General features: G+C 69.3%; 18 protein-coding genes and 2 pseudogenes. 7 read left to right on the forward strand and 13 right to left on the reverse strand.

Features of this window, described 5'->3' with window-relative positions; translation table 11 throughout:
* Positions 1-5: 5 nt before the first annotated feature.
* Both ACFYOH_RS38515 and ACFYOH_RS38520 read right to left on the reverse strand, forming a co-directional pair.
* Positions 6-1,547 carry a neuraminidase (sialidase) gene (locus tag ACFYOH_RS38515; RefSeq protein WP_388635586.1) on the reverse strand — a complete coding sequence of 514 codons (1,542 nt, stop codon included), beginning with the start codon at positions 1,545-1,547 and terminating at the stop codon, positions 6-8.
* Positions 1,548-2,457: 910 nt separating this feature from the next.
* Entirely contained in the window at positions 2,458-2,613 is a 156-nt protein-coding gene (locus ACFYOH_RS38520; protein WP_388635588.1) for a hypothetical protein, read from the reverse strand.
* A 22-nt stretch (positions 2,614-2,635) separates the two neighbouring features.
* Here ACFYOH_RS38520 and ACFYOH_RS38525 point away from each other — a divergent pair.
* Positions 2,636-2,923: pseudogene (locus tag ACFYOH_RS38525) on the forward strand (transposase); the annotation flags it as partial.
* Here the strand turns inward: ACFYOH_RS38525 and ACFYOH_RS38530 are convergent.
* Entirely contained in the window at positions 2,917-3,402 is a 486-nt protein-coding gene (locus ACFYOH_RS38530) for a hypothetical protein (RefSeq protein WP_361303396.1), read from the reverse strand. The pseudogene ACFYOH_RS38525 and the gene ACFYOH_RS38530 sit on opposite strands and share 7 nt — an antisense overlap.
* A 210-nt stretch (positions 3,403-3,612) precedes the next feature.
* Positions 3,613-3,885 (reverse strand): annotated as a pseudogene (locus ACFYOH_RS38535) (IS5/IS1182 family transposase); the annotation flags it as partial.
* A gap of 486 nt (positions 3,886-4,371) precedes the next feature.
* Between ACFYOH_RS38535 and ACFYOH_RS38540 the strand changes: the two are divergent.
* Positions 4,372-4,977 carry a PRC-barrel domain-containing protein gene (locus ACFYOH_RS38540; RefSeq protein WP_388635590.1) on the forward strand — a complete coding sequence of 202 codons (606 nt, stop codon included), beginning with the start codon at positions 4,372-4,374 and terminating at the stop codon, positions 4,975-4,977.
* On the forward strand, positions 4,974-5,414 hold the full coding sequence (locus tag ACFYOH_RS38545) for a PRC-barrel domain-containing protein (protein ID WP_388635592.1): 441 nt from the start codon (positions 4,974-4,976) through the stop codon (positions 5,412-5,414). Before ACFYOH_RS38540 ends, ACFYOH_RS38545 begins: the two co-directional genes overlap by 4 nt.
* Positions 5,415-5,661: 247 nt before the next feature.
* Here the strand turns inward: ACFYOH_RS38545 and ACFYOH_RS38550 are convergent, their stop codons facing one another.
* The gene (locus tag ACFYOH_RS38550) at positions 5,662-6,507 is read right to left on the reverse strand and encodes an RNA polymerase sigma factor SigF (RefSeq protein WP_388635624.1); all 846 of its coding nucleotides are present in this window, start codon (positions 6,505-6,507) and stop codon (positions 5,662-5,664) included.
* 920 nt (positions 6,508-7,427) lie between these two features.
* Here ACFYOH_RS38550 and ACFYOH_RS38555 point away from each other — a divergent pair.
* Complete coding sequence (locus ACFYOH_RS38555; RefSeq protein WP_388635594.1) at positions 7,428-7,937, forward strand: MarR family winged helix-turn-helix transcriptional regulator; 510 nt, start codon at positions 7,428-7,430, stop codon at positions 7,935-7,937.
* Positions 7,938-8,268: 331 nt separating this feature from the next.
* Here the strand turns inward: ACFYOH_RS38555 and ACFYOH_RS38560 are convergent, their stop codons facing one another.
* The 6 genes from ACFYOH_RS38560 to ACFYOH_RS38585 form a co-directional block, all read right to left on the reverse strand.
* The gene (locus tag ACFYOH_RS38560) at positions 8,269-9,999 is read right to left on the reverse strand and encodes a SpoIIE family protein phosphatase (RefSeq protein WP_388635596.1); all 1,731 of its coding nucleotides are present in this window, start codon (positions 9,997-9,999) and stop codon (positions 8,269-8,271) included.
* The gene (locus ACFYOH_RS38565; protein WP_388635598.1) at positions 9,986-11,044 is read right to left on the reverse strand and encodes a SpoIIE family protein phosphatase; all 1,059 of its coding nucleotides are present in this window, start codon (positions 11,042-11,044) and stop codon (positions 9,986-9,988) included. The genes ACFYOH_RS38560 and ACFYOH_RS38565 overlap by 14 nt, the downstream gene beginning before the upstream one ends.
* Positions 11,044-11,487, reverse strand: coding sequence for an anti-sigma regulatory factor (locus ACFYOH_RS38570; protein WP_388635600.1), 444 nt, complete (start codon positions 11,485-11,487; stop codon positions 11,044-11,046). The genes ACFYOH_RS38565 and ACFYOH_RS38570 overlap by 1 nt, the downstream gene beginning before the upstream one ends.
* Entirely contained in the window at positions 11,487-11,900 is a 414-nt protein-coding gene (locus ACFYOH_RS38575; RefSeq protein WP_388635602.1) for an STAS domain-containing protein, read from the reverse strand. The genes ACFYOH_RS38570 and ACFYOH_RS38575 overlap by 1 nt, the downstream gene beginning before the upstream one ends.
* Positions 11,897-12,781: an STAS domain-containing protein gene (locus ACFYOH_RS38580; RefSeq protein ID WP_388635604.1), complete on the reverse strand. Its 885-nt coding sequence runs from the start codon at positions 12,779-12,781 to the stop codon at positions 11,897-11,899. Before ACFYOH_RS38580 ends, ACFYOH_RS38575 begins: the two co-directional genes overlap by 4 nt.
* A 143-nt stretch (positions 12,782-12,924) precedes the next feature.
* The gene (locus tag ACFYOH_RS38585) at positions 12,925-14,073 is read right to left on the reverse strand and encodes a PP2C family protein-serine/threonine phosphatase (RefSeq protein ID WP_388635606.1); all 1,149 of its coding nucleotides are present in this window, start codon (positions 14,071-14,073) and stop codon (positions 12,925-12,927) included.
* A gap of 158 nt (positions 14,074-14,231) precedes the next feature.
* Between ACFYOH_RS38585 and ACFYOH_RS38590 the strand changes: the two genes are divergently transcribed.
* Positions 14,232-14,717, forward strand: a complete 486-nt coding sequence (locus ACFYOH_RS38590) for a MarR family winged helix-turn-helix transcriptional regulator (RefSeq protein ID WP_388635608.1) — start codon at positions 14,232-14,234, stop codon at positions 14,715-14,717.
* A gap of 297 nt (positions 14,718-15,014) precedes the next feature.
* Complete coding sequence (locus ACFYOH_RS38595) at positions 15,015-15,695, forward strand: ATP-binding protein (RefSeq protein WP_388635610.1); 681 nt, start codon at positions 15,015-15,017, stop codon at positions 15,693-15,695.
* Between the two features lie 165 nt (positions 15,696-15,860).
* Here the strand turns inward: ACFYOH_RS38595 and ACFYOH_RS38600 are convergent, their stop codons facing one another.
* Together ACFYOH_RS38600 and ACFYOH_RS38605 are read right to left on the reverse strand one after the other, a co-directional pair.
* Positions 15,861-16,037: a hypothetical protein gene (locus ACFYOH_RS38600; RefSeq protein WP_388635612.1), complete on the reverse strand. Its 177-nt coding sequence runs from the start codon at positions 16,035-16,037 to the stop codon at positions 15,861-15,863.
* Positions 16,038-16,429: 392 nt separating this feature from the next.
* The gene (locus ACFYOH_RS38605) at positions 16,430-17,035 is read right to left on the reverse strand and encodes a class I SAM-dependent methyltransferase (protein ID WP_388635614.1); all 606 of its coding nucleotides are present in this window, start codon (positions 17,033-17,035) and stop codon (positions 16,430-16,432) included.
* 1,623 nt (positions 17,036-18,658) lie between these two features.
* On the opposite strand from ACFYOH_RS38605, the gene ACFYOH_RS38610 reads away from it, so the two are divergent.
* Positions 18,659-19,663: an alkaline phosphatase family protein gene (locus ACFYOH_RS38610; RefSeq protein WP_388635616.1), complete on the forward strand. Its 1,005-nt coding sequence runs from the start codon at positions 18,659-18,661 to the stop codon at positions 19,661-19,663.
* Positions 19,664-20,684: the final 1,021 nt, after the last annotated feature.

The following is a 20,684-nucleotide window of genomic DNA, read 5'->3' on the forward strand; positions in this document are numbered from 1 at the left end:
TCCGATCACCGGAAGAACCGATGCGGCCGGGCTTTCAGGGCTCCCGTCGCGCGCGGCGCGGCCGCGACCGCAGCAAAGGCGCCGTCGTCCCTGCCGGTGGAGAACAGCCCGCTGTAGGCGTCCGTGGAGTCCTGCGGCGCGTTGGCGTTGGTCTCGACGAACAGCGGACGTACGGCGGAGCGGCCTTCCGTGGCGAGGCCCTCGTAGTCGCCGAGGAAGTGGCCTCCGGCGTAGGGAGCCTGGAGCCAGTCGAAGACGCGGGAGATACGGCGCTCGGTCGCACGGTTTTCCGCGCCACGGGGGAAGGTGACCAGCCAGGCGGCGGCGGGCAAGGTGGTGGTGTTCCCCGCGGTGAGGTAGCGCAGGTCGTAGTAGGTGATCGCGACCGTGCCACGGGCGTCCACACTGACCGAGGGCGTGAACGCGGGTGCGGAGGCAACAGAGTTGACTCGTTTTGGTGCCGACCAGGTCCGGCCGCCGTCGGTGGAGTGGATCAGTTCCACGGAGTCGTAGCCGCCACCACTGAAGTCGGATCCTTCGTAGGCGACGTACAGCTCACCGGTGCGCGGGTCGATGGCGACGTTGGGTAGATCGCCGCCGGCCCGCAGGGACTTGGTTGCGTCGGTGGGGGCGTTGGGGTCGACTTCGGGTACGGACGTGTCCTTGGCAATCGTGACCGGCGTGCTCCACGTGCGGCCCTGGTCGGTCGACTTGACGACGGCGAAATGCAGGTCGGTGGGCGTGAACGTGCCGGTGCTGTAGTCGAGGTCGTACGTCTGCCAGTCGAAGACGTCATAGAGGGTGTCGGTGCGCGGGTCGACGACGATGACGTTGCCGATGGTCTGCGAGTGCGGGACGACTGAGGTGTCCACGAACGGGCGCGCCTTCGTCCAGTGCCGGCCGCCGTCGCGGGTGACGGAGATGTAGGCGGGTCCGTCGTAGACCTTGGCGGAGTCGTCCTCGTCTATGCGGTCCCAGACCTGATAGGCGACACCGGGATGGAGGGGGTCGGCGGTGACGGCGTTCTTGTCGTCGCTGAACCGGGCCTGCGTGTCGTCGATCAGGGGGGTCGTGTGCTTCCAGGTGCGCCCGCCGTCGTACGACGTCGAGGCGGCCACGCCGTTGCGCGCGTCGGTCGCGTCGAACACCAGACCGCTGGCGTAGACCGTGCCGTCCGGGCCGGTGCTCACCCAACCATCGGACGCGCGCTGGTAGTTGAGCCCCGCGGGCGCGCAATGCGAGAACGGCAGCGTGGTCTCGGTGAAGTGCCGCCCGTCATGGGTGTACGTGGCGGTCAGCCCTCGGGCACCGCCGTTGGACCAGCGGTCCTGCTGGAAGATGCCGACCGCGTTGCGTGGGTCGCGCGGGGAGACGGTGACGTACGGTTCGTCCTCGGCGGACAGGTAGTTGGTGCCGGTCCCGTCGCCGCTGATGTCGCAGGCGGCGTAAGGGTCGGTGGGTGAGACCAGGTGGACCGGCTGGCTGTCGCTCGAGGCTGCGGAACTGCCCACTGGGGTGACGAGCAGGAACGCAGCGGCGGTGGCCACGAGAGACGCTCTTGTACGTGTGCGCATGGCGATTCCCCCAACTCCGCGATGACGGTTCGTCTCGGGCTGTGCTGGCGCAGGTACGGTCCCGGTGTCGCCGGGACATGAGTCGCCCGGCGAGCCTAGCCCTGCGTCGGGTGACCGGAGTTGGAAGGAGTAGTCAAGGACACGTCAACATTGGTTTGCCGGTGTTGGTCAGCCGTTGGCTTGCCGGTTGCGGCCGGACAGCGCGGCGGCCAGGACGAGGGTAACGGCCCGGGAATAGGAACCGCCCGAGCGTCGAGGTGGCGTCGGGGAGCGCGAGTGCCGTCGCGGTGACCAGGGACGCGGCCAGCAGCGCGGCGCAACGAATCGAGGAGTCGGCGCGCCGTCGGAACTGACCGGCGCTGCCGAACCCGCACGCGGCCGCCCCCGGAAAGTGCCCGGCGCGGCCGTCCAGCCGCCCCGGAAAGTGCCCGGCGCGGCCGTCCAGCACCCGCCCATAGTGAAAATCTCGGCCAAGGGATCCCAGCGGTCGGGCGTTCGCGATGCCCTGATGCTCGCGGCGTGCAGGGGCCCGCTCCCCGGCTGCGGGCTGCTGCCGTCGCTCGCCCTTCGGACCAGCGTCCGTCCCGTGCCGGCCTCGGCAAGGCGATCAGTTGGTGCTGGGGATTCCGAGGTTGATGCCCGCGTCGGCCGGATCGGGCCAGCGGGTCGTCACCACCTTCCCCTGGGAGGGCCGCCCGGCCTCCTTTGTCGTTGAACACGGCGCGGCTGAGCGCGGCCTTTCACGGACCCGGCCTTCCGCCCTGACGAATCCTTGTCCCTGTGTCGTGCGTGCGAGTGGGCCACTGGACGACGGGTTCAGATCGACCGGAACTGAATATGTCCGGGCACAGAGCGCTCAGGGCGGGCCCTTCGAAGGCTCTGGTCAGCGGATGAAGGAGATCTCCGGGTATTTCTCGTCGGGGCCGTCGAGCAGGGTGCCGTGCCGGTGGCGCAGTTCCTGGTCGAAGAAGGCGGCGAGGTAGACGCGCTGGATCTCGATCGCGCGGTTGGGGTCGATCCCGCGTCTCCGACGATGCAACCTTGCCGCTCCGCAGGACCTCGACGACCGCCTGTGTGGCGTCAACTGCCGCAGAAAGGGGGCCGTCAACACGCTGACCGTGCTGAAATCGATCCGCGCCGCCCGGCCCGACGGTGCCCCCATTTACGTGATCTCGGACAACCTGTCCGCCCACAAGGGCGCCGACATCCGCCGCTGGGCGAAGAAGAACAAGGTCGAGTTGTGCTTCACCCCGCCCTACGCCTCCTGAGCGAACCCCACCGAGGCCCACTTCGGACCGCTGAGACAGTTCGCCATCGCCAACTCCACACCGTGCAGACAGACCTACTGAGATTCGCCGCGTGATGTCGCTCGCTTCGGCTCCCCGGGCTGCGGTGATGGCCCAGACACGAGGGGCTCGATTCGAAGATCAAATGTAGACGTCGAGGTGCGGGAGCGCGAGGGCCGGGCGGCCAGGAGGAGAAGAGGCACGAAGGCGAGTTCGGCGAAGGCCACGAGTGAGAGGCCTTCGGCTGCGGTCGGGACGGCGGCGGCGAGGTGGCCGAGGGCGAGGAAAAGGAAGTCCCTGGACCAGGTTGCGGTGGGTCGGCGGTATGCACGGGCGAATGCCCTTGCAGCGCCCCACACACATGCCACGACCCAGAACAAGGCGAGGGCCAAGGAGACATAGCCGATCCACGTAGTGCCGGGGCGACCAGGCTCGCGGGGGAAGGCCAGAGCGATGACAGCAGTCCCGGCGAGCAGAACAAACAGCGGGATGGCCTCGACGATCAGGGCCAGTCCGAGGGCGATGCAGGCAATCCTGCGCATCGGCGCTCCTCTGCGGAGGGGTAAGAACAGAAAGGCGACGGAACAATCCCGGCCGGAGAAGGGTGCCAAGCCAGTGATCACCCGGTGATCGACCCCGAATGATCCTGCCGGGTCGGCAGGATCATCTGAACATCATGCAACTTGTACATGATTCAAATGTGAACACTTGTCGTCGAGCTTAGAGCGTCCGCCAGTGGGTAGTGAGCCGGGTTATCGGATGCGGGGCCTGGGGGGGTGGGTGTCCCAGCGGTGGGTGTACCAGGCGTGGCGGATGAGGCTACACGCAGCGATAGTGGTGCCAGCCAGGGCAAGGTAGAACTCCGCGCAGGAGCGGCGTCGTTCGGTGTTGCGGCGGAGTTCGCCGAAGTTGTTCATCCACGAGTTCGCGTGCTCGACGACCCAGCGGCCGTCGGTCTGGATCGGAGACTTGATGCCGCGATTGGTGATCAGCAGCTCGGTGTAGACGGGTTGGAAGTCATAGCCGTCGGCCTCGACGACGTCCGGGCACGACTGCCCAGTCGCACTCCCCCGCTACAGAACGTCCCGTATCCGGGCGTCAACAGCCATGCAGGATTCCTCACTTCCACCGGTGTCATAGTCATCGCGTCCGTGCTGCTCCACTGAGTCTCCTTCAAGCGCAAGGACTGGATCTGAGCTCTTGCCGCAGCGAGGGCCCCGCCCGTTCCGGCGCCTTACCCGCCCCGCCGACTTCCGCCACCCGGCGCACCGATGGCGTGCCCTGCCCGAACCAGGGGCAACCGGATAGCGAAGGGACAGGCCGGACCGGGGGCGGCCCGGCGATGACGGCACCGAGGAGGTCGTGGCGATGCAGTGGTGGGGCTTGATGGTCCTCCTGATCGCGCTGGCGGGTCTGCTCACAGCGGCGACGCTGGCAGTCCAGGCCAAACGCCGCGGGGGAACGGTGATCGCGGTGCGCTCGGCCCGCTGTCCCCGCCGGGAGGGACCGCGGTGATCACCCTCATTCTCGCGTCGGAACTGACCAAGCGGGTGGTCGTGACGCTGAGCGGCGACGCCGTCGCCCAAGTCCGGGACACCGTGTTCGACGCGCAGGCGGGCCGGATCAGCGGCTTCACCTTGAGCGGGCGCGGTCTGCTCGCCGGCCCGCTCAAGAAGAGCCTGCCGTTCTCCGGGGTGCACGCCATCGGACCGTCCGCCGTGATGATCCCCAGCGAGGCCGTCGTGGAGGAGTCGGACGTGGTCGTGGGCGCCGGCGACGCCGACCGCGGCCAGGTCATCGGCGCACCTGTTCTCACGGACCACGGAACCGCGGTGGGCACAGTGCTGGACGTCGTGATAGAGGCCGGCACGAGCGGACGAGTCATCGGCTTCGAGATGGCCAGCAACGGGAATCCGGACCACCGCAAACGGAAGGCGTTCGTCCCGCGCGGCGAGACACTGGCCGTCTCCGGGCGGGCCCTGGTCGTCCCGGCGCACGCCCGCCGCTTCATCGCCGACGACCTGCCCAGCTTCGGCGCCCAGGTCGAGGCGTTCCGCGCGCACACGGTGCAGCCGTACACCGACCCGTCCGTCAGCGCGGAAGGGGGCCGACCATGATGCTCTTCACACAGGCCAAGGGCCTTCCCGTGATCACCGCCGAAGAAGCCGAGTCCCTGGGACGGGTGGAGAGCCTGACCATCGACGCCCGCACCGGGAACATCGCTTGCCTGCGGCTGTCCGGTGCATCCGAACACCCCCGGGTCATCGTCTGGGACGCGGTCGAAGGGATGGGACGGGATGCCGTGATCGTTCGTTCCCGTGCCGCCGCCGACCCGAGTCGGCGCGCGCTGCCCGACCATCAAGAGGCCCTCGGGCACCGCGTCCTGACGGAACACGGCGCCACGCACGGCACGGTCAAGGACATCGCCTTCGACGGCACGACCGGAGCCGTACTGACGCTGTACACGGCGCTCGGCGACATCTCCGGAGACCGTCTCATCGGTCTCGGCTCCTACGCCGTGGTGGTGTGTGACGAGCCCGTCCGGCAGGAGTGACCGGGGCCATCGCTGCGCCGGACAATGGCGAGCCCGGCCTGCCGGAAGGCCAAGGCGCTGGCCGAGTAGCCCACCCGGCCACGCCCGGCAGGCCGGGGAAGACGTCGAGGGCCAAGGGTGTGCAAAGCCGTCGATGGCCACTCCTGATCGACGGCTTTTCCTCATCGACGGCTTTGCCGGCAGGCCCTCGGAGATCCGGCGGGAACGAGGTGTCGGTGTGGACCGCCTGTGCGGCCGGTCCCGGCCGTTATTCCGTGCTGAGCATGCCTTCGCGCAGGCGTGCCAGGAGCCGCTTGATCAGACGGGAGACGTGCATCTGGGAGATGCCGAGGCGTTCGCCGATCTGTGCCTGGGTCTGTTCCTCGACGAAGCGCCAGTGGATGATCTTGCGGTCGCGTTCGTCGAGTTCCGCGATCAGCGGTACGAGGGCATGGAAGTCCTCGACCAGTTGCAGGGCCTCGTCCTCGTCGCCGATGAAGTTCGCCAGCGCGGCCTCGCCGTCCTCGCTGCTGTTGATCGCCGCGTCCAAGGAGGCCGACTTGTAGCCGTTGGCGGCCAGTTGAGCCTCGACGACCTCGTCCTCCGGAAGGCTCATCAGCTCGGAGAGCTCTTTGTTCGTCGGCGTCCGCCCCAGTCGGGTGCGCAACTCCTCGTTGGCCCGGGCCAGTTGGGAGCGGGCTTCCTGGAGCCGTCGCGGCACGTGCACGGCCCAGGAGGTGTCACGGAAGTACCGCTTGATCTCCCCCACGATGTACGGGACGGCGAAGGAGGTGAACTCCACTTCCCGGGACAGCTCGAACCGGTCGATCGCCTTGATCAGCCCGATCATGCCGACCTGGACGATGTCCTCCATCTCCTCCGGCCCCCGGCTGCGAAACCGGCCGGCCGCGTAGCGGACGAGGGACATGTTCATCTCGATCAGCGTGTTGCGCGCGTAGCTGTACTCGGGCGTGCCCTCCTCCAGCACGGCCAACTGACCGAAGAACAGTTTCGACAGCTCCCGCGCGTTCTTCGGCGCGACCTTGGACGGGTCCGCGATCTCCGGAACGTCCACCGTCTGCTCGGCAGTCCGTGTGGTCGTCGTCGGCGTCATGCGCCCCTCCCGGTCGTTGGGTCTCGTCCTCGCCGGCACATCGTCCGGCAGCACCCGTCTACCCCAGCCGCCGATCAGCACTCCTCGAACCTCCGTCAGTACGGGCCACGGCAGTCGTCCACGTGAGACGGTGAAACGGTCCGGATCGGCGGCCTTCCAGTCGGTCGCCCACGAAGGTGGTGGTTCGGCGAGCAACTGCCCCGGTTCCAGCCACTCCGACATCTCCTCGTACGAGCGCTCGGTGAAGGGGGCGACGCGTCGACGGAGCATGTGAGGACGCAGGTCCGCGGCCTTGCCGGAGAACTCGGCCGCGTCGAAACCGGCGTCCTGCGTGCGGCAGCCGAAGTACCCGGTGCCTATCTCCCACACGAGCTCGCCGCCCGGACGCAGGTGGAACTCCGACAGGCCGCCCTCACCGGTGTCCTGCGCGAAACCCCCTGCCGCCGCACCACCGAATGTCGACGCTGCACCGGACACCCACCGCCCCCACGAAGGCGAGCGGGAGCGCCGCGAACCACCAGGAGGGCGAGATCCCAACCGCCGCGGCCGAAGCCGACAGAGCGGTCACCAGAGTCAGTACGACGACTCCAACGCGTGTCACACCCGGCGCATTGCCCGGATGGCGGTCGCCATGCGCTCTGAAGTCTGGATCCGCCCCTGGCCCTGAGGGCGCCGCCGCTCCGTCCGTCGCCTACTGTCTCTCTAACCACAGCAGCCGGATGTCCGCGCCGGCCGCTTACGACCGGGTCCCCCGGTTCCGAGGACGTAAAGCCATGGGTCTTACCATGAAGCGACGCCCAGGCGGCCCACTTCGGTCGGGGTCGGCCGGGAAACGGCTTGCTGCCCCTGCCGTCGGGTACACAGCGATTTGATGAGGGTGACCTCAGCAGCGTCCGATACCCAGTGAAAGCGATGTGTTCGTGACCCGTCTCGACGGCTCTGGCGATGACCGTGTGGAGGGGCCGGGCGCTGGCCCGGACGCCGTCGCGCTGGAGATCGCGGACGCCGTGGAGAGTCTCACGAACCTGTGGTCGCTGGCCGCTCAGGAAGCGCCCCTGCGCCTGTCCCTCCACCAGCTCCGCGCTCTGCGGACGCTGGAGGCGGCACCTGAGCTGAACCTCACCGCTCTGGCCGAGCGGCTGCACATAGGGCTGCCCACGGCCAGCCGGCTGTGTGACCGGCTGGAAGCGGCGGGAGTGCTGGAACGCGCACTGCACCCGCGGAATCGCCGTGAGGTACGGCTGAGCCTCACCGCGCAGGGACGACGGGTGCTGGACGACGTGGCGTCGCGCCGGGCCCAGGCACTGACGGCTGCGCTGACGGCCTTGCAACCGGCGGAACGGTCGGCCCTGCGTCGGGGGCTGAAGGCTTTACTCGCCGCTCAGAGAAGGGTATCGCCCGCTCCGGACGAGCCGCCTGGCAAGCGGTGACGGGGCTGGTCCAGGAATTCTGGACCAGCCCTGCCGACGGCCCTGCGAGTCCTCCGGTCCGCTGATTCCGTCGCGGTCTCGTGCGGCGGGCTCCGCGGGCCGCGCTCAGGACCTGGCGCGGTGGGCGCCCGCCGCCGAGGTCCCCGGTCGCCGAGCGGAGGCCGCGGGTGCCGGCTCCCAGGCGGCCGCCAGGCTTCATGTGAGCAGACTGCTCGGACAGGGTCTCTTCGACCATCGCCAGGAGCGGGGCGGCCCGGAGTCGGGCCCTCCGCGGACGGGAACGGTGCAGGCATCCCGGGACCGGCATCGGCCGCATGCCGGTCCGTGTCTGTCAGGGGCTCCGGAGCGGAGCGGTGCGGCACAGAAGGACGCACACGTCGTCGTCGCGCTCCGACTCATGGACAAGGGGTTTGAGGAGGGACTCCGCGCTCGCGTCGAGGTCTTCGAGGTCGGGTTCGTCCAATGCTGCCAGGGTCCGGGCGAGCAACTCAATCCCGGCATCGATGCCTTGGGCACGCCGCTCGACCAGGCCGTCGGTGTAGAGCACCAGCGTGGAGCCCGGTTCGATCTCGGTCGTACGGTCCTCGTACTCGAAGGGGATCGGGACGCCCAGCATGACCCCGGGCCTGTCGTCCAGGACGCGCACGGCGCCGCCGGGAGCACGGACCACGGCCGGCGGGTGGCCGGCGGCGGCCCACGTCACCTGGAAATCGTCCGGTCTGAAGCGCGCGATCGTGGCAGTGGCGTAGAGATTGGGCTGCTGGTGGCACAGCATGCGGTGCAGCCGTGTGAGGATCCGGGCGGGGCTGGTCTCGTCGATCGCGTACGCCCGCAGTGCCGTGCGCAGCTGGCCCATGATGACGGCGGCGCGCAGTCCGTGCCCGGTCACGTCTCCTATGACGGTCAGCAGGCTGCCGTCGGGCTGGAAGAAGGCGTCGTACCAGTCACCGCCGATGTTGAGGCCGCGGGTGGCGGGCAGGTACCGGGCGGCCAGATGCAGGCCGTCCGCGGAGGGCAGGTCGGTGAGCTGGGCGCGCTGGAGTTCCTCAGCGGTGTCCCGGTGCTGTTCGTAGCGCAGGGCGTTGTCCAGGGCGATGGCCACACGGCGGGCCAGTTCGAGCAGCATGACGCTGGTGTCGGCGTCGAAGCGGTCGCCGGGTGCCGTGAGCGTCAGGACCCCCAGGGATCGCCGCACGGTGAGGGGGATGCACAGCAGAGGCCGGTCCGGCGACAGGGCGGAGGGCGGGCGGTCGTCGATGCCGGGCAGGTCGCCCGGGTGCGGTCCGGCGTGCTGCGGGCGGTCGGTGCGGGCGGCGGCCACCGCGGCGGCGGAGTGGAGGTCGTTTCCGGCTGTCTTCTCGTCTTCGTCGAAGAGCCACACGTCGACCTGGCTCGCGTACTCCGGAACGAGGAGGTCGGGCAGGCGGCGCACGATGTCCCGGTGATCGAGCGACGCGGTGACGACCGCGCTGGCATTGGCGAGGAAGGTCAGCAGGCGTCGTGCCTTCTCCGCCTCGCCGCGCGCGGCCCGTTCCGCGTCAAGCAGTTCCTGTTGGGTCAGCGCGGCGGCGTCCAGTTCGGCGTGCAGGGCCAGCACGCCCTGGTTGGTCTGGTGCAGTTCCTCACGGTGGAGCTGGAGCAGCTTCTCCGACTCGTCCAGCTTCTGCAGAACCGCCGCGGTCTCCTCGTCCGCTGCCAGCAGAGCTTCGGCGGACGCGGTCGCGGTGGCGTCGGGGTGCGCCGGGCAAGGCGGGTCCTGTGTCAGGGGACCGGGGCAGGAGAGGGCCAGGCGCCACGGCGAGGCCTGTCCCGGGGACGGCGTGGCCGGTTGTACGGCAGCCTGTACGCGTACGGGCTTGTCCGGGGCTGATTGCCGGACAGTGAGGGTGAGTTCGGCGCCGCCTTGGCCGAGAGACTTCCGCAACTGTGCGGTGAGGGCGGTGAGGAAGCGCGCCCGTCCGATATCGGGCGCGCCCAGGGAGGCCGTGAGGTGTGCCGCGAAGCTCCGAGCTCGGGCGGCCTCGGCGGGTGTGGTGATCTTCCGGATGTCAGGCGGGATCATGGCGTCGGTCCACGGGGTCGGAGGCCAGGACGGCCACGCTGGTGTCGTCGCGCACTGGGTTGGCGGCACTGCTGGCATCGCGCAGGATGGTCGCCGCGACCACTGCCGGTTCATGGGCGAGGAGGCCGAGATCGTTCGGCGGTATCCATCGGCTGGGCAGACCGTCGCTGTGCAGGACGAGCAGATCACCGGGCCGCCAGGGCCGGCGGCGTACGGGCACGGACGCCGGGAACTGGGCGCCGACGATGCCCGGGTGGGAGACCAGGTGGTCCCATGAGTCGCCGGCGTGCAGGCGGGCTCCGATGTTGCCGACGCCGGCGAAGGCCAGTTCTCCGGTGTCCGTGTCGACTTGTGCCACCGCGACTGCCGCGCCGCGGGTGGGCCGAAGGGCCGGGTGCATGTGGCGCAGGATCTCCTCCGGTGGCAGGTGGGCCGAGCGGTGCAGCTCGTCGGCGGCGGCGCTGGACGCGTGCGCCGCGTGCGCGCCGTGGCCGAGGCCGTCGGCGAGGATCAGGGTGAGGCGGCTGCCCGCGCGGGCGCAGCTCCAGGCGTCTCCCGAGTGCTCGGCGTGGCCGAGGGGAACGTTGATCCCTCCCGCACTCGGGCCCTGCCGGTTCCCTTCCCGACGCGTTGCCGGCTCCTGGTCGAAGCGGGCGACCGCGACGGTGCCCCGGGAGGTGCTGTACAGGTCGAAGTCGCTGGCTATGCGCATGCACGTACCCAGGCCGGCGCCGAGTGACGCCTCGCTGGTCGAGTACCCGTCGCGCAGGGCCGCGGTGATGTCGGGGATGCCCGGGCCGTAGTCGATGGCTGCCACCTGCACGGCGGGGGCGCGGGTGGCTCCAGGCCGGTCGACGAGGTCGATCAGGACCCGACCGCCGCTGGCGTGCTTGACCAGGTTGGTGGCCAGTTCAGTGGCGACCAGGGCGGCGACCGCGGTGCGGTGCGCGTCGAGACGGGCATGGGCGCTGGCCGCCTCGACCGCCACCCGGACGTCCCGTACGCGGGTGGAGTCGTGCACCGGGATGTCCCAGACGCGTCCCATCACGCCCCCGGCCGTGCCGCGGGTACGCCTGTGGTCCAGGCGATGACCGTGACGGTCGTGCCCCGGCCCGGCTCGGTGTCGATCTCGAACTCGTCGACGAGGCGCTTGGCACCGCTGAGACCGAGCCCCAGGCCGCCGCCACTGGTGTACCCGTGGGTCATGGCAAGCCCGACGTCGCGGATGCCCGGACCGCTGTCGGCGAAGGTCAGCCGCAGACCCCGGCTCACGCCTCGGTTCAGTGGCGTGATCTCCACGTGTCCGCCGCCGCCGTGGACCAGGGTGTTGCGGGCCAGCTCACTGGCGGCCGTGACCAGCTTCGTCTGCTGCACCAGTCCGAAGCCGAGGTCGGCCGCGCTCTGGCGTACGTGCTGGCGCACCCACGCGAGGTCCGCGTCCGAGCGGATCGGCAGGCTTGTCTCGACGGCGGGGTCGGAAGCCGGCATCACGTCGCCCTCTCGCGTGCGTCCGAGGCGCCCGGCGTGGACGTTCCAGCAAGGATTTCCAGGGCGCGGTCGACGTCGAGCGCGGTGGTCAGTCCGGGCAGGGTGAGGCCCAGCTCGACCAGGGTGATCGCCACGGCCGGCCGCATGCCGGCGACGACCGTGCGGGCCGCCAGCAGACTGGCGCTGGCCGCGATCTCGGCGAGGATCCGGCCAAGAAAGGAGTCGACGACCTCCACACCGGAGATGTCGATGATCACGCCGGTCGCCCCGCTGCCGGCGATTCGGTGACTGATGTCCTGCTGGAGTTGCTCGGCCATGCCGTCGTGCAACTCACCCTGAAGGCTGACCAGCAGGGTGTCCCCCAGCGCCAGGACCGGCACCACGGTCGCGTGGCCCGGGAAGGGAGCGGTCACCGCATGCTCGCACGGGGAGAGACCTCGATGCCCAGCCGGCTGAGGGCGTAGGCGAGGGCATCGGCGAGTGAGGCGCGGGTGAGAACGGAACTGAGATCGATGCCGAGTTGCACGATGGTCTGTGCGATGGCCGGTCGGATGCCGGAGACGATGCACTCGGCGCCCATCAGCCGCGCCGCGGCCACCGTCTTCATCAGGTGCTGCGCGACGAGCGAGTCGACCGTGGGCACACCGGTGATGTCCAGGATGGCGTAGCGGGCCCGCTGGTCCACGATGCCCGCCAGCAGGGACTCCATGACGACCTGACTGCGGGCGCTGTCCAGCGTGCCGATCAGCGGTACGGCGACGACGCCTTCCCACAGGCTGATGACCGGCGTGGCCACTTCGAGCAGTTGCTGCCGCTGCCGTGCGATCAGCTCCTCGCCCGAACTCAGCGCTGTCTGCATCACCACCAGCCGCAGGGTGCCCATCAGGGCCGTCAACGCCAGCAGGCCCTCGGCCGCCTCGGGCGTTGAGGGGTCGGAGTACTCGCCCCGCAGCAACTCGGCCGCCGGGGCCCGCAGGGCGGCCACCTCGTCCGCGATCCGGGCCGGACTCCATCCCGCCCGGGTCTGGCTACCGGACATGCGTCCCAACTGGTCGCGCACGCCGTCGAAACCGGACGAGGTGATGTTCTCCAGGCGTCCGGACAAGGCTACGTCGGACAGCGCGTCCACCACTGCCTTGCACGCCTCCACCGCTTCTTCGCGCGATACGGTGAACACCGTCCGGAAGAGCGGCGCATCGGCCCAGCGCTGAGCGATCTGCTCCCGGCGGCGCTTCAGGAAAATCCCCAGCCGGCGCGCCGTCGACTCGACCGCCTCCTGCTCCGACACCTTCATCGCCTCCTCCTGTACAGGGCCGTCGATCGGCCACGCCTGAGACTGGATTATTGCCTCATGGCAAACGTTAGCGTCGACGGTCTGGTGCGAACAACACGGGATCGCTACACATCAAAGTGCCCGGCCGGCGATCCGGTCCGGGGTCAGGTGCCGTGCCAGTCGAGGCAGACGACGAGCGCGTCGTCGTCGGGGGCGCAACGACCGCGGTGGCCGGTCAACTCCCGCAGGATGGCGCGCGGGACATCGGCGGCCGGCAGCAGCCGAGTGGCCTGGATCGCCCGGGCAAGGGCGACATCGCCGTACGCCTCACCCTTGGGGTCGGCGACCGCGTACACCCCGTCGCTGACGAACACGAGCCGGTCACCGGGCTCGACTTGGAACTCCTGAGCCACGTAGTCGGTCTCCTCGAACATGCCCAATGGAAGCTGCGCTTCGAAGGTGACGTGTTCCACCGTGCCGCCGCGCAGCCGCAGCATCTGCGGCGAGCCGGCGTCCACCACCTCGGCGCGGCCCGCCGCGAGGTCGAAGTCGAACATCAGCACCGACAGGTAGCCGCGGCCCCGGTAGTGGGCGTACACCGCCTGGTCCGCCAGGGCGGCCTGGTCGTCGATGGCGAGCCCGGCGCGGCGTGCGTTGCGCAGGGCGTTGATGGCCAGGTTCGTCAGCAGGGAGGCTTCTATTCCCTCCCCCATGCCGTTGGTGACGTACAGCGTCAGGCGGTCGGCCGTGGCGGACCAGTCGAAGTTGTCACCGAAGATCGCGTACGCCGGCTCCAACTGCCCCGCCAGTTCGTACTCTCGGCGGGAGCAGGAGCGTCCGGGCAGCAGCTGCCACTGCATCTCGGCGGCCAGGGTGAGCCGGTCCTTGCGCCGCGCCTGCACGTAGATGTCGGTGTCCCGCTCCGCGACGAGCAGCTCGTGGCCGAGCACCTCAGCGATGTCGGAGAGTTCACCGAGCAGTTCCCGGACCCCGCCCCTGTGCGCGAGGGTCACGGACAGCACTCCTTGCCGGTCCCCGCGCACGCTGACCGGCAGGTGCACCCGCACGCGGCCGCCGGAAGCGGATTCGACGACCGGTTCCTGGGCACCGAAAGCACGGCCCGCCACACTGTTGTTCACGGACACCGGCTCCTCGGTGTTCGGCAGCACCGACACAGGCTGAAGCACCGTCAGCCCGTAGTCGGCCATCAGCAGGTCGACGGACTCTGCGCCGTACTGCTCGACCAGCACGCGACGGACGGCGTCGAGCAACTCGTGGGATGCCGCTGTGCGCAGAGCCCGCTCAGCGGTCACGTATCTGTTCACGGTGGTAAACACACCAATCCTTCGGCGGACACGTACCGGCCTCGCTGGCGAGGAGGCCGCTCGGTAGCCTCGCCAAGCCGTTCAAACCATCTGTTGCCGTTGCGGGTGCCTAGTACGCTGGCGACCGTCCCAGTGCCTGCGAGAGTGTGACAGTGACCGCATTCCGTCCCCGCCCGGAACCCGTCGAGGTCGCCCGAGTGACCGCGACGGCTGGAGAGTTGCTGGAAGTCCTGTGGGGCCGGGCCTCCACCGCGCCGGCGTCGGCGTCGCAGATGCGGGTGCTGTTGACCCTGGAGCACCAGGACGGTATCAACCTGCGCGCCCTGTGTGACGCGCTCTCCTCCGCGCCCCCCGCGACCAGTCGGCTCTGTGACCGGCTGGTCGCGGCCGGCTTCGTCGAGCGCGTGATCGGCAAGGCCGACCGGCGCGAGATCCGGCTGCACCTCAGCAAGCGGGGCCGCGCCTTCCTCGACGAACTTCGCACGCGCAGGGAGCAGGAGCTGCAGACGGTGCTGAGGCTCATGCCCGTCGGCAAACGAGCGGCGCTGCTGGAGGGATTGGAGGCGTTCTGCGACGCGGCGACACTACAGATGGACGACAAAGACGCTCGGACCGGCGACCGCACGGCCTGAACGCCGGGTCGCGCCACCGGGTCTCCCGACCCTCCTGGGCGTCGATGGGTGGTGCGCGGAGCGGTTGCCGTCCGCCGGAACATTCCACATCCCTCCTCGTGCGGTACGGCACGGCTGGTTGGTCGGTCTTCGGTCATTGTTCCCGCAGGGCAACGAACGCCTTGGGGGCTTTCACGGCTTCGGATACCCCCAGACCGCCGTCGATCGACCTGCGGACTCACCTGTAAGTGGAACGCGTCTGATCCCGGCCCTGCCGGGTAAGCGGACAAAAGCACCCATTGAGATCGGAGGTGAGTGATGGTGCCCTCCTTCATGGAGGATGTGCACCGGTCCGCCAGGAGTCCTCGAACAGCCGAGGACGCACGGGGTATCACGCGGATCTTCCTGTCCGTCCTGGAGCCCGACGACTCCGCTCAGGCGGAAGCGATACTCCTCGCGGTGTCGGAACTCGTCGCGAACGCCATCCGGCACGCCGGCGGAGTGACCGGCTTCGGACTGCGGGCGGACGAGGAAACCGTGACCGTACGGGTGGCGGACGACAGCCCCACGCCTCCTCACCGGCGCAACACTCCGCTGTGGGAGCCCGGCGGATTCGGCTGGCCGCTGGTCTTGGAACTGGCGCAAGAGGTACGAGTCAGCACACACAGGTCCGGCAAGACGGTAGAGGCCGTGCTCGCGCTGGCCCACGGAGCCCGGCTCTCCACACCGAAGGAGGCCGGTGCCAACTCCGCCGCCCTCCAGATCTCCAGCGCCCTCTCCGACGTCGTGCTGCTCGCCGCGACCGGCGCGGCCTTCGCCTCCCTCGGCGACGGCCGACTCCGGTTCCCAACCGACCGCCTTCCTTCGCCCCACGGGACCGCACCCATGAACGCCCTTCCGGTCGGCCCGAGGGCGACCGGATACAGTGCGCGAGTCGGCAGCCTGGTCAGGGAGGGGAAGCGTGACCGCCACCAGCAGCGCCAGGCCCGCCGAGGGTGAAGCACAAGTACCGCAGCTGAATTGAGCGCCGCATCCTATTGGGCCCGCCAGAGACGCGTCGATACCTCTAACGCAGTGAAGATCGAGAATGGGTGCAGATCCCCTGAGGGGATCTGCACCCATTTCGGTTGGTGCGGGCGGCCTGGCCGTGGGCTCGATGGACGGCTACGGCCGCGGCCGGGTGAACAATCCCTGCTCGGTCTCGATCAGAATCCCGCTCTCGGCCAGCCGCTTGAGCTTCAGGCGGACATTGTTCACGTGGTCGGGCGCGATCTGCACGTCCATCGCCTCGCACACCGCCCGCGCCCGCAACGGGGAGCCGGCCGCGGTGAACACCGCCATGATCTCCTGGAAGGCCGGATGGTCTGGCAGCTTCGAAGCTTGGACCAGCCAGAGAGTGTTGACAGGTCGTCGTAATCATTGGAGGCCTCTCGGGACGGCCAGGTGCCACAACCACCACTCCGGTGACCTCTCGTCGGACCGTCCACTACTGTCGAACGCGGCGGAGCCTTGCCGCTGAATACGTGACAGCGTTGCAGGTGGTGGAGAACGGATTGGCATCGCGTCCCCGTCGCGCCGAAGACCGGCGCGGGAATCGTCGCCACACGTGACCCCAGGCAGAGGCGGCACACCAACCCACGGGCCCCCTCCGATGTACGTCGTCACCGATCGGCGGGGTGAGTCGACGGCAGACGATACGTTCGTGGTGGCGGAAGGACACCTCGTGGTGCAGCTCAGCGGCGGTGGACGCTGACGGCGTAGCCACCGCCGTCGTAGGGGTCGGCGTCCCAGGTGGCGAAGCGGTCGACGAGCGTGAGGCCGGCCGTGGCGCAGCAGTCGTCGTACTCGGGCAGCGTGATGCTGGGCGGCAGGGGCAGGTGGGCTTCGTCCAGTCCGAAGCCGGCCACCAGCAGACCGCCCGGGCGCAGGGCCGCGGCCAGGCGTTCGACCACCGTGGCCTCGGTGCCGGCGGCCAGCAGCGGGAAGATGTTGCCCGCCGCGACCACGAGATCGAAGTAGGCTGCGACGCCGAGCGCGGCCGGCTCGAATTCGGCCAGATCGGCCTGGAACCAGGGCAGCTCGGGCGCCTGTTTCCGGGCCACTGCCAGCATTGACGCATCGAGGTCCACCCCGACACACTCGTACCCGAGACGCGCGAGCCGGATCATGACCCGGCCGGTACCGCACCCGGCGTCCAGCACCCGTGCTCCGGCGGGCACGAGCGACGCGCAGAACCGCGCCTCACCGTGCATGTCCTTCCCGCTACGGGCCAGAGCCGCGAACCGTGCAGCGTAGTCCTGTCCGGACGTGCCCCCGGTCAACTCCTTCCAACGGCTCATGCGGTCCAATATAGGGCGCCGTGTACGCTCGACGATGCGACTGAGTCCGCGGCGCTGCAGGCCGTCGCCGAGAAGGACGGGAAGGGCAGCACGCGTCGGCGTGGCGACGTCATCAGCACAACCGACACCGGGCCGGCGGCGGCGACGTCTGCGCCCCGGTCCGAGACCCGACCTGCGTCTCGGGGCAGAGTGTGAGGCCGATCGGATCCTCGACACCGTCGTGAGCCGACCGGACGAGCACACCGGCCACGGGCGGCAGCTGACGGGAACCGCTCGCAACCGTCGAACGAGCCGGGAACCACCGCATGGCACTGCGACGCTCAAGGGCCGGCCGTCCGAGTCCGTTCCTCCCACGGTTCGTCAAACCCTCCTCGCCCGCTCCTGCGGGGAAGCCCGCCCCCGAGTCAGCACCGGCCGCAGCGCGGCCGTCGCAGCCGCGGACGACATCATCACGCACCGACGCCGACTGATCCTGCTCATGACCGCGTCGGACCCACCGGCAGGAAGCCGTTGGTCGGACCGCTCAGCCACTCAAAGGAGAGCCGGAAGTTTAGCCCGCGGGAATGATCCCCAGGCGCCGCAGGGTGAACCACGCAGCGTGACTCCGCGTCTGCGGTTGTCGCCGGCGTTCGGCCGTTAGCGTCGGCTCCTGTGCCGCTGAGCTATGCATGCGTGAACCTCAAACCCGGAGTGGGGAAGACGACCAGCGCCGTCTGGTCGGCCTACGCGCCGCACACTTCGGGCCTGTCACCCTTGCTGGTGGACAGCGACCCGCTTTCTTCCGCCGCCGCGTTGGAGCGAACTGGCGGGCGTTTTTCCGTTCCCCGTGCTCGCCATGCTCGACGCCCCGCAGCTGGAGACCACGCCCACATCGCCCGGGGCGTCATGCGGCAGGCGAGCGAGTGGATCGTGCCCGTCACCCCGACCCCGATCGAGCCGGACCGCATGGCGCCCGTCGACCGCGAAATCGATGACATGCAGTCCCTGCCCTCCCAGTCGGCCCGCACCGCCGTCCTGCTGAATCTCACGAATCTTCCCGACACCACGCGTACCGGTCCCGACTCCGACGCACGCGAAGCCCTCACCGAGCGTGGTCTCGAGCGTTGCCCACCCATATCCAGCGGCTCGACGTGTACCCCCAGTCATTCCGCAGCCCCGTCGAGGTGAAGGGTACGGCGTACACCGCCGCTCCCGCCAAAGCCACTCGGTTGGATACCCGCTACGTCAAGGTGATCACCGAACTGGACCGCCTTTGCCCATGCACTCACCGACTGGGCCGGACAACCGCTCTCAGCCCTCGGGCGCGCCGACGGGGCAGTCCTACGACCACTGTTACGCACGGGTAAGGCCTTGCAGTTTTCCCGATGGTGAGGGAGCCTCTGGCGCGCACGCCGTCCCGTTTCACGCAACGAGTTGTAAATCAAGCAACATGAGGCAGAGTTCGGTCGAGGCGGTGTGCCCTCAGTCCGGGAGAGAGAAGGGGACTTGTCGATGCGGAAGGCGAAACGCCTTGTCGGGGCGGTTTGTGCGGCACTGCTGGCGGGAGCGGCGTCCGGAGTGGCCGACGCCGCTCCTCGCCCGCACGATGAGGGCAGGGGCCGCCTCGACCACATCTTCGTGATCATGTTGGAGAATCACTCGAAGGACGGCGTCATCGGCGATCCGGACGCCCCCCGTATCACCCGGCTCGCCCGCACATATGGGATGGCCGACCACTACTTCGGGGTCACCCACCCGAGCATGCCCAACTACCTCGCGGCGACGGCCGGTGACACCTTCGGCATCCAGGACGACGAGGACGAGAACGTCACTCGCCTCACCGCCCGCAACGTTGTGGACCAGTTGGAGGAACACGGCAGGACCTGGGCGGCGTACATGGAGGACCTGCCGACGGACAAGCAGGCCCGCTTCGGCCCCGTGGTGAACGGCAGCCAGGTCCATCTGTACGCGCGCAAGCACAACCCCTTCGTGCTCTTCAACGACATCGCCGAAAACCCGGCCCGGATGGCAGCGGTGAAGCCTTACAGCGCGCTCGCCGCAGATCTGGCGAGCGGTGACATCCCGGACTTCGCATGGCTCACGCCGAACCAGTGCAACGACATGCACGGCGGAGTGAACGTCGCGGTACCCGGTCACCCCGAGACGCCCTGCCCGTACGCCGGGTCCCCGGGCGACGCCAACGACCAGGCCCTCAAGGGGAAGTCCGACGTCTGGGTCCAGCAAGCCATCGACACGATCACGCACTCTGCGGCCTGGAAGGAGAACAGTGCAATCTTCATCGTCGCCGACGAGAACGACTGGATCGGCGGCGAGGACAACGGCGGATACGAAAGCGCCGATGGCTGCTGCGACTCCCCGTACGTGCCGCTGCACGACGTCCGCCTCAACCCGGACTACCCCGCCTCCACCACCCCATCGAACTGGCCCGGTGGTCCCTACGGCGGCGGTCTGAGCCCGGCCGTGGTCATCACCAGCCGCGGTCCGCGCGGTGCCGTGAGCCACACGCCGTACAACCACTACTCCCTGCTGCGCACCGTCCAGGACAACTGGCGCCTCGGCCACCTGCGGTACTCCGGTGACACCGAGGGCGGCGTCCTGCCGATGACGGACCTGCTGACCAGGCGTTAGCTCACGGCGGTCTTGTCCTCGCACGTCGCTCGCCCCGCCGCGACACGTGGTTCCGACGGCCCGTGACACGGCCGTCCTCCACGCTTCGAGGCCGGGCAACCGAGCATGCAGGCAAAGCCGTTCAGCACGGGTTCTTCGGCCGAGCCCCCGCCGTGCCGGCGAGCCGGCACCGGCGGGAAGGCACCGGCGCGGGGCTGTGCGACGGCTCACGGATGGGCCCTCGTCGAGGCGCGGTACGGTGCCCATCCGGTCGACCCGGGACACCCGCCCGGCCTTCCCGACGGGAAGTCAGCCGCACGTCCGCGTGCCCGCCGACGCCCTGACGGCTCCTTCCCCTGTCGGGCCGGAACGGCAGCGGGTGTCCTGGCCTTTTTCTGTCCCTGGGCTCGGGCTTCCTCAGGCGTGGGGAACCAGGTTGTGCTCGGTGCCGGGGCGGTCCATGTCGGTGTCGGCGTACAGCGTGGTCTCGCCGTCGGATTGATATCGGCGATGCGGTGGGTCACGGCTGTTCCAGCTTGGTGACGGTGGCCGGCGCCGGCTACTCGGGGATTGCCAAGAAACCGCGTCGGCCGAACGTGGGCCGATAGTCGCCTCGCGGTCGGGTGGCGATGGTGGCCAGCCCGGCGGTGCCCGCCTACGACCCTGTCGACCCGCGCAGATGGCTCCGATGGAATCGGTGAGCCTCGTGGCGCGAACGCCGCGAACTCATCGACTTGCCATCGGCAGTCCTCGCCGCAAAGCCGCCGGCCTCACTCCCACCGAACGCTGGGCATTCGCGACAGCCGCCTACTCGCCTAGGGTGTGGTCAGCTGGCCGGTCCGGCTGCGTCCGTGATGCAGACCTCCACGTCCCTTGGCTGCTGGAGATCGCCGTTAACCGGGACGAGGTCCTGCGGACAGGCGGACAGCACGGGTCTGTGTAGCGATCGGTGGAACTCAGTCGGATTTGTTCAGCGGCGTCCGGCGGTGAGCCGGCCGTCGAAGGTGATGTCGAAGGCTTGGAGTGCGGCCTTCCAGCGCAT

The organism is Streptomyces sp. NPDC007856 (assembly GCF_042868225.1).
GTDB lineage: Bacteria > Actinomycetota > Actinomycetes > Streptomycetales > Streptomycetaceae > Streptomyces.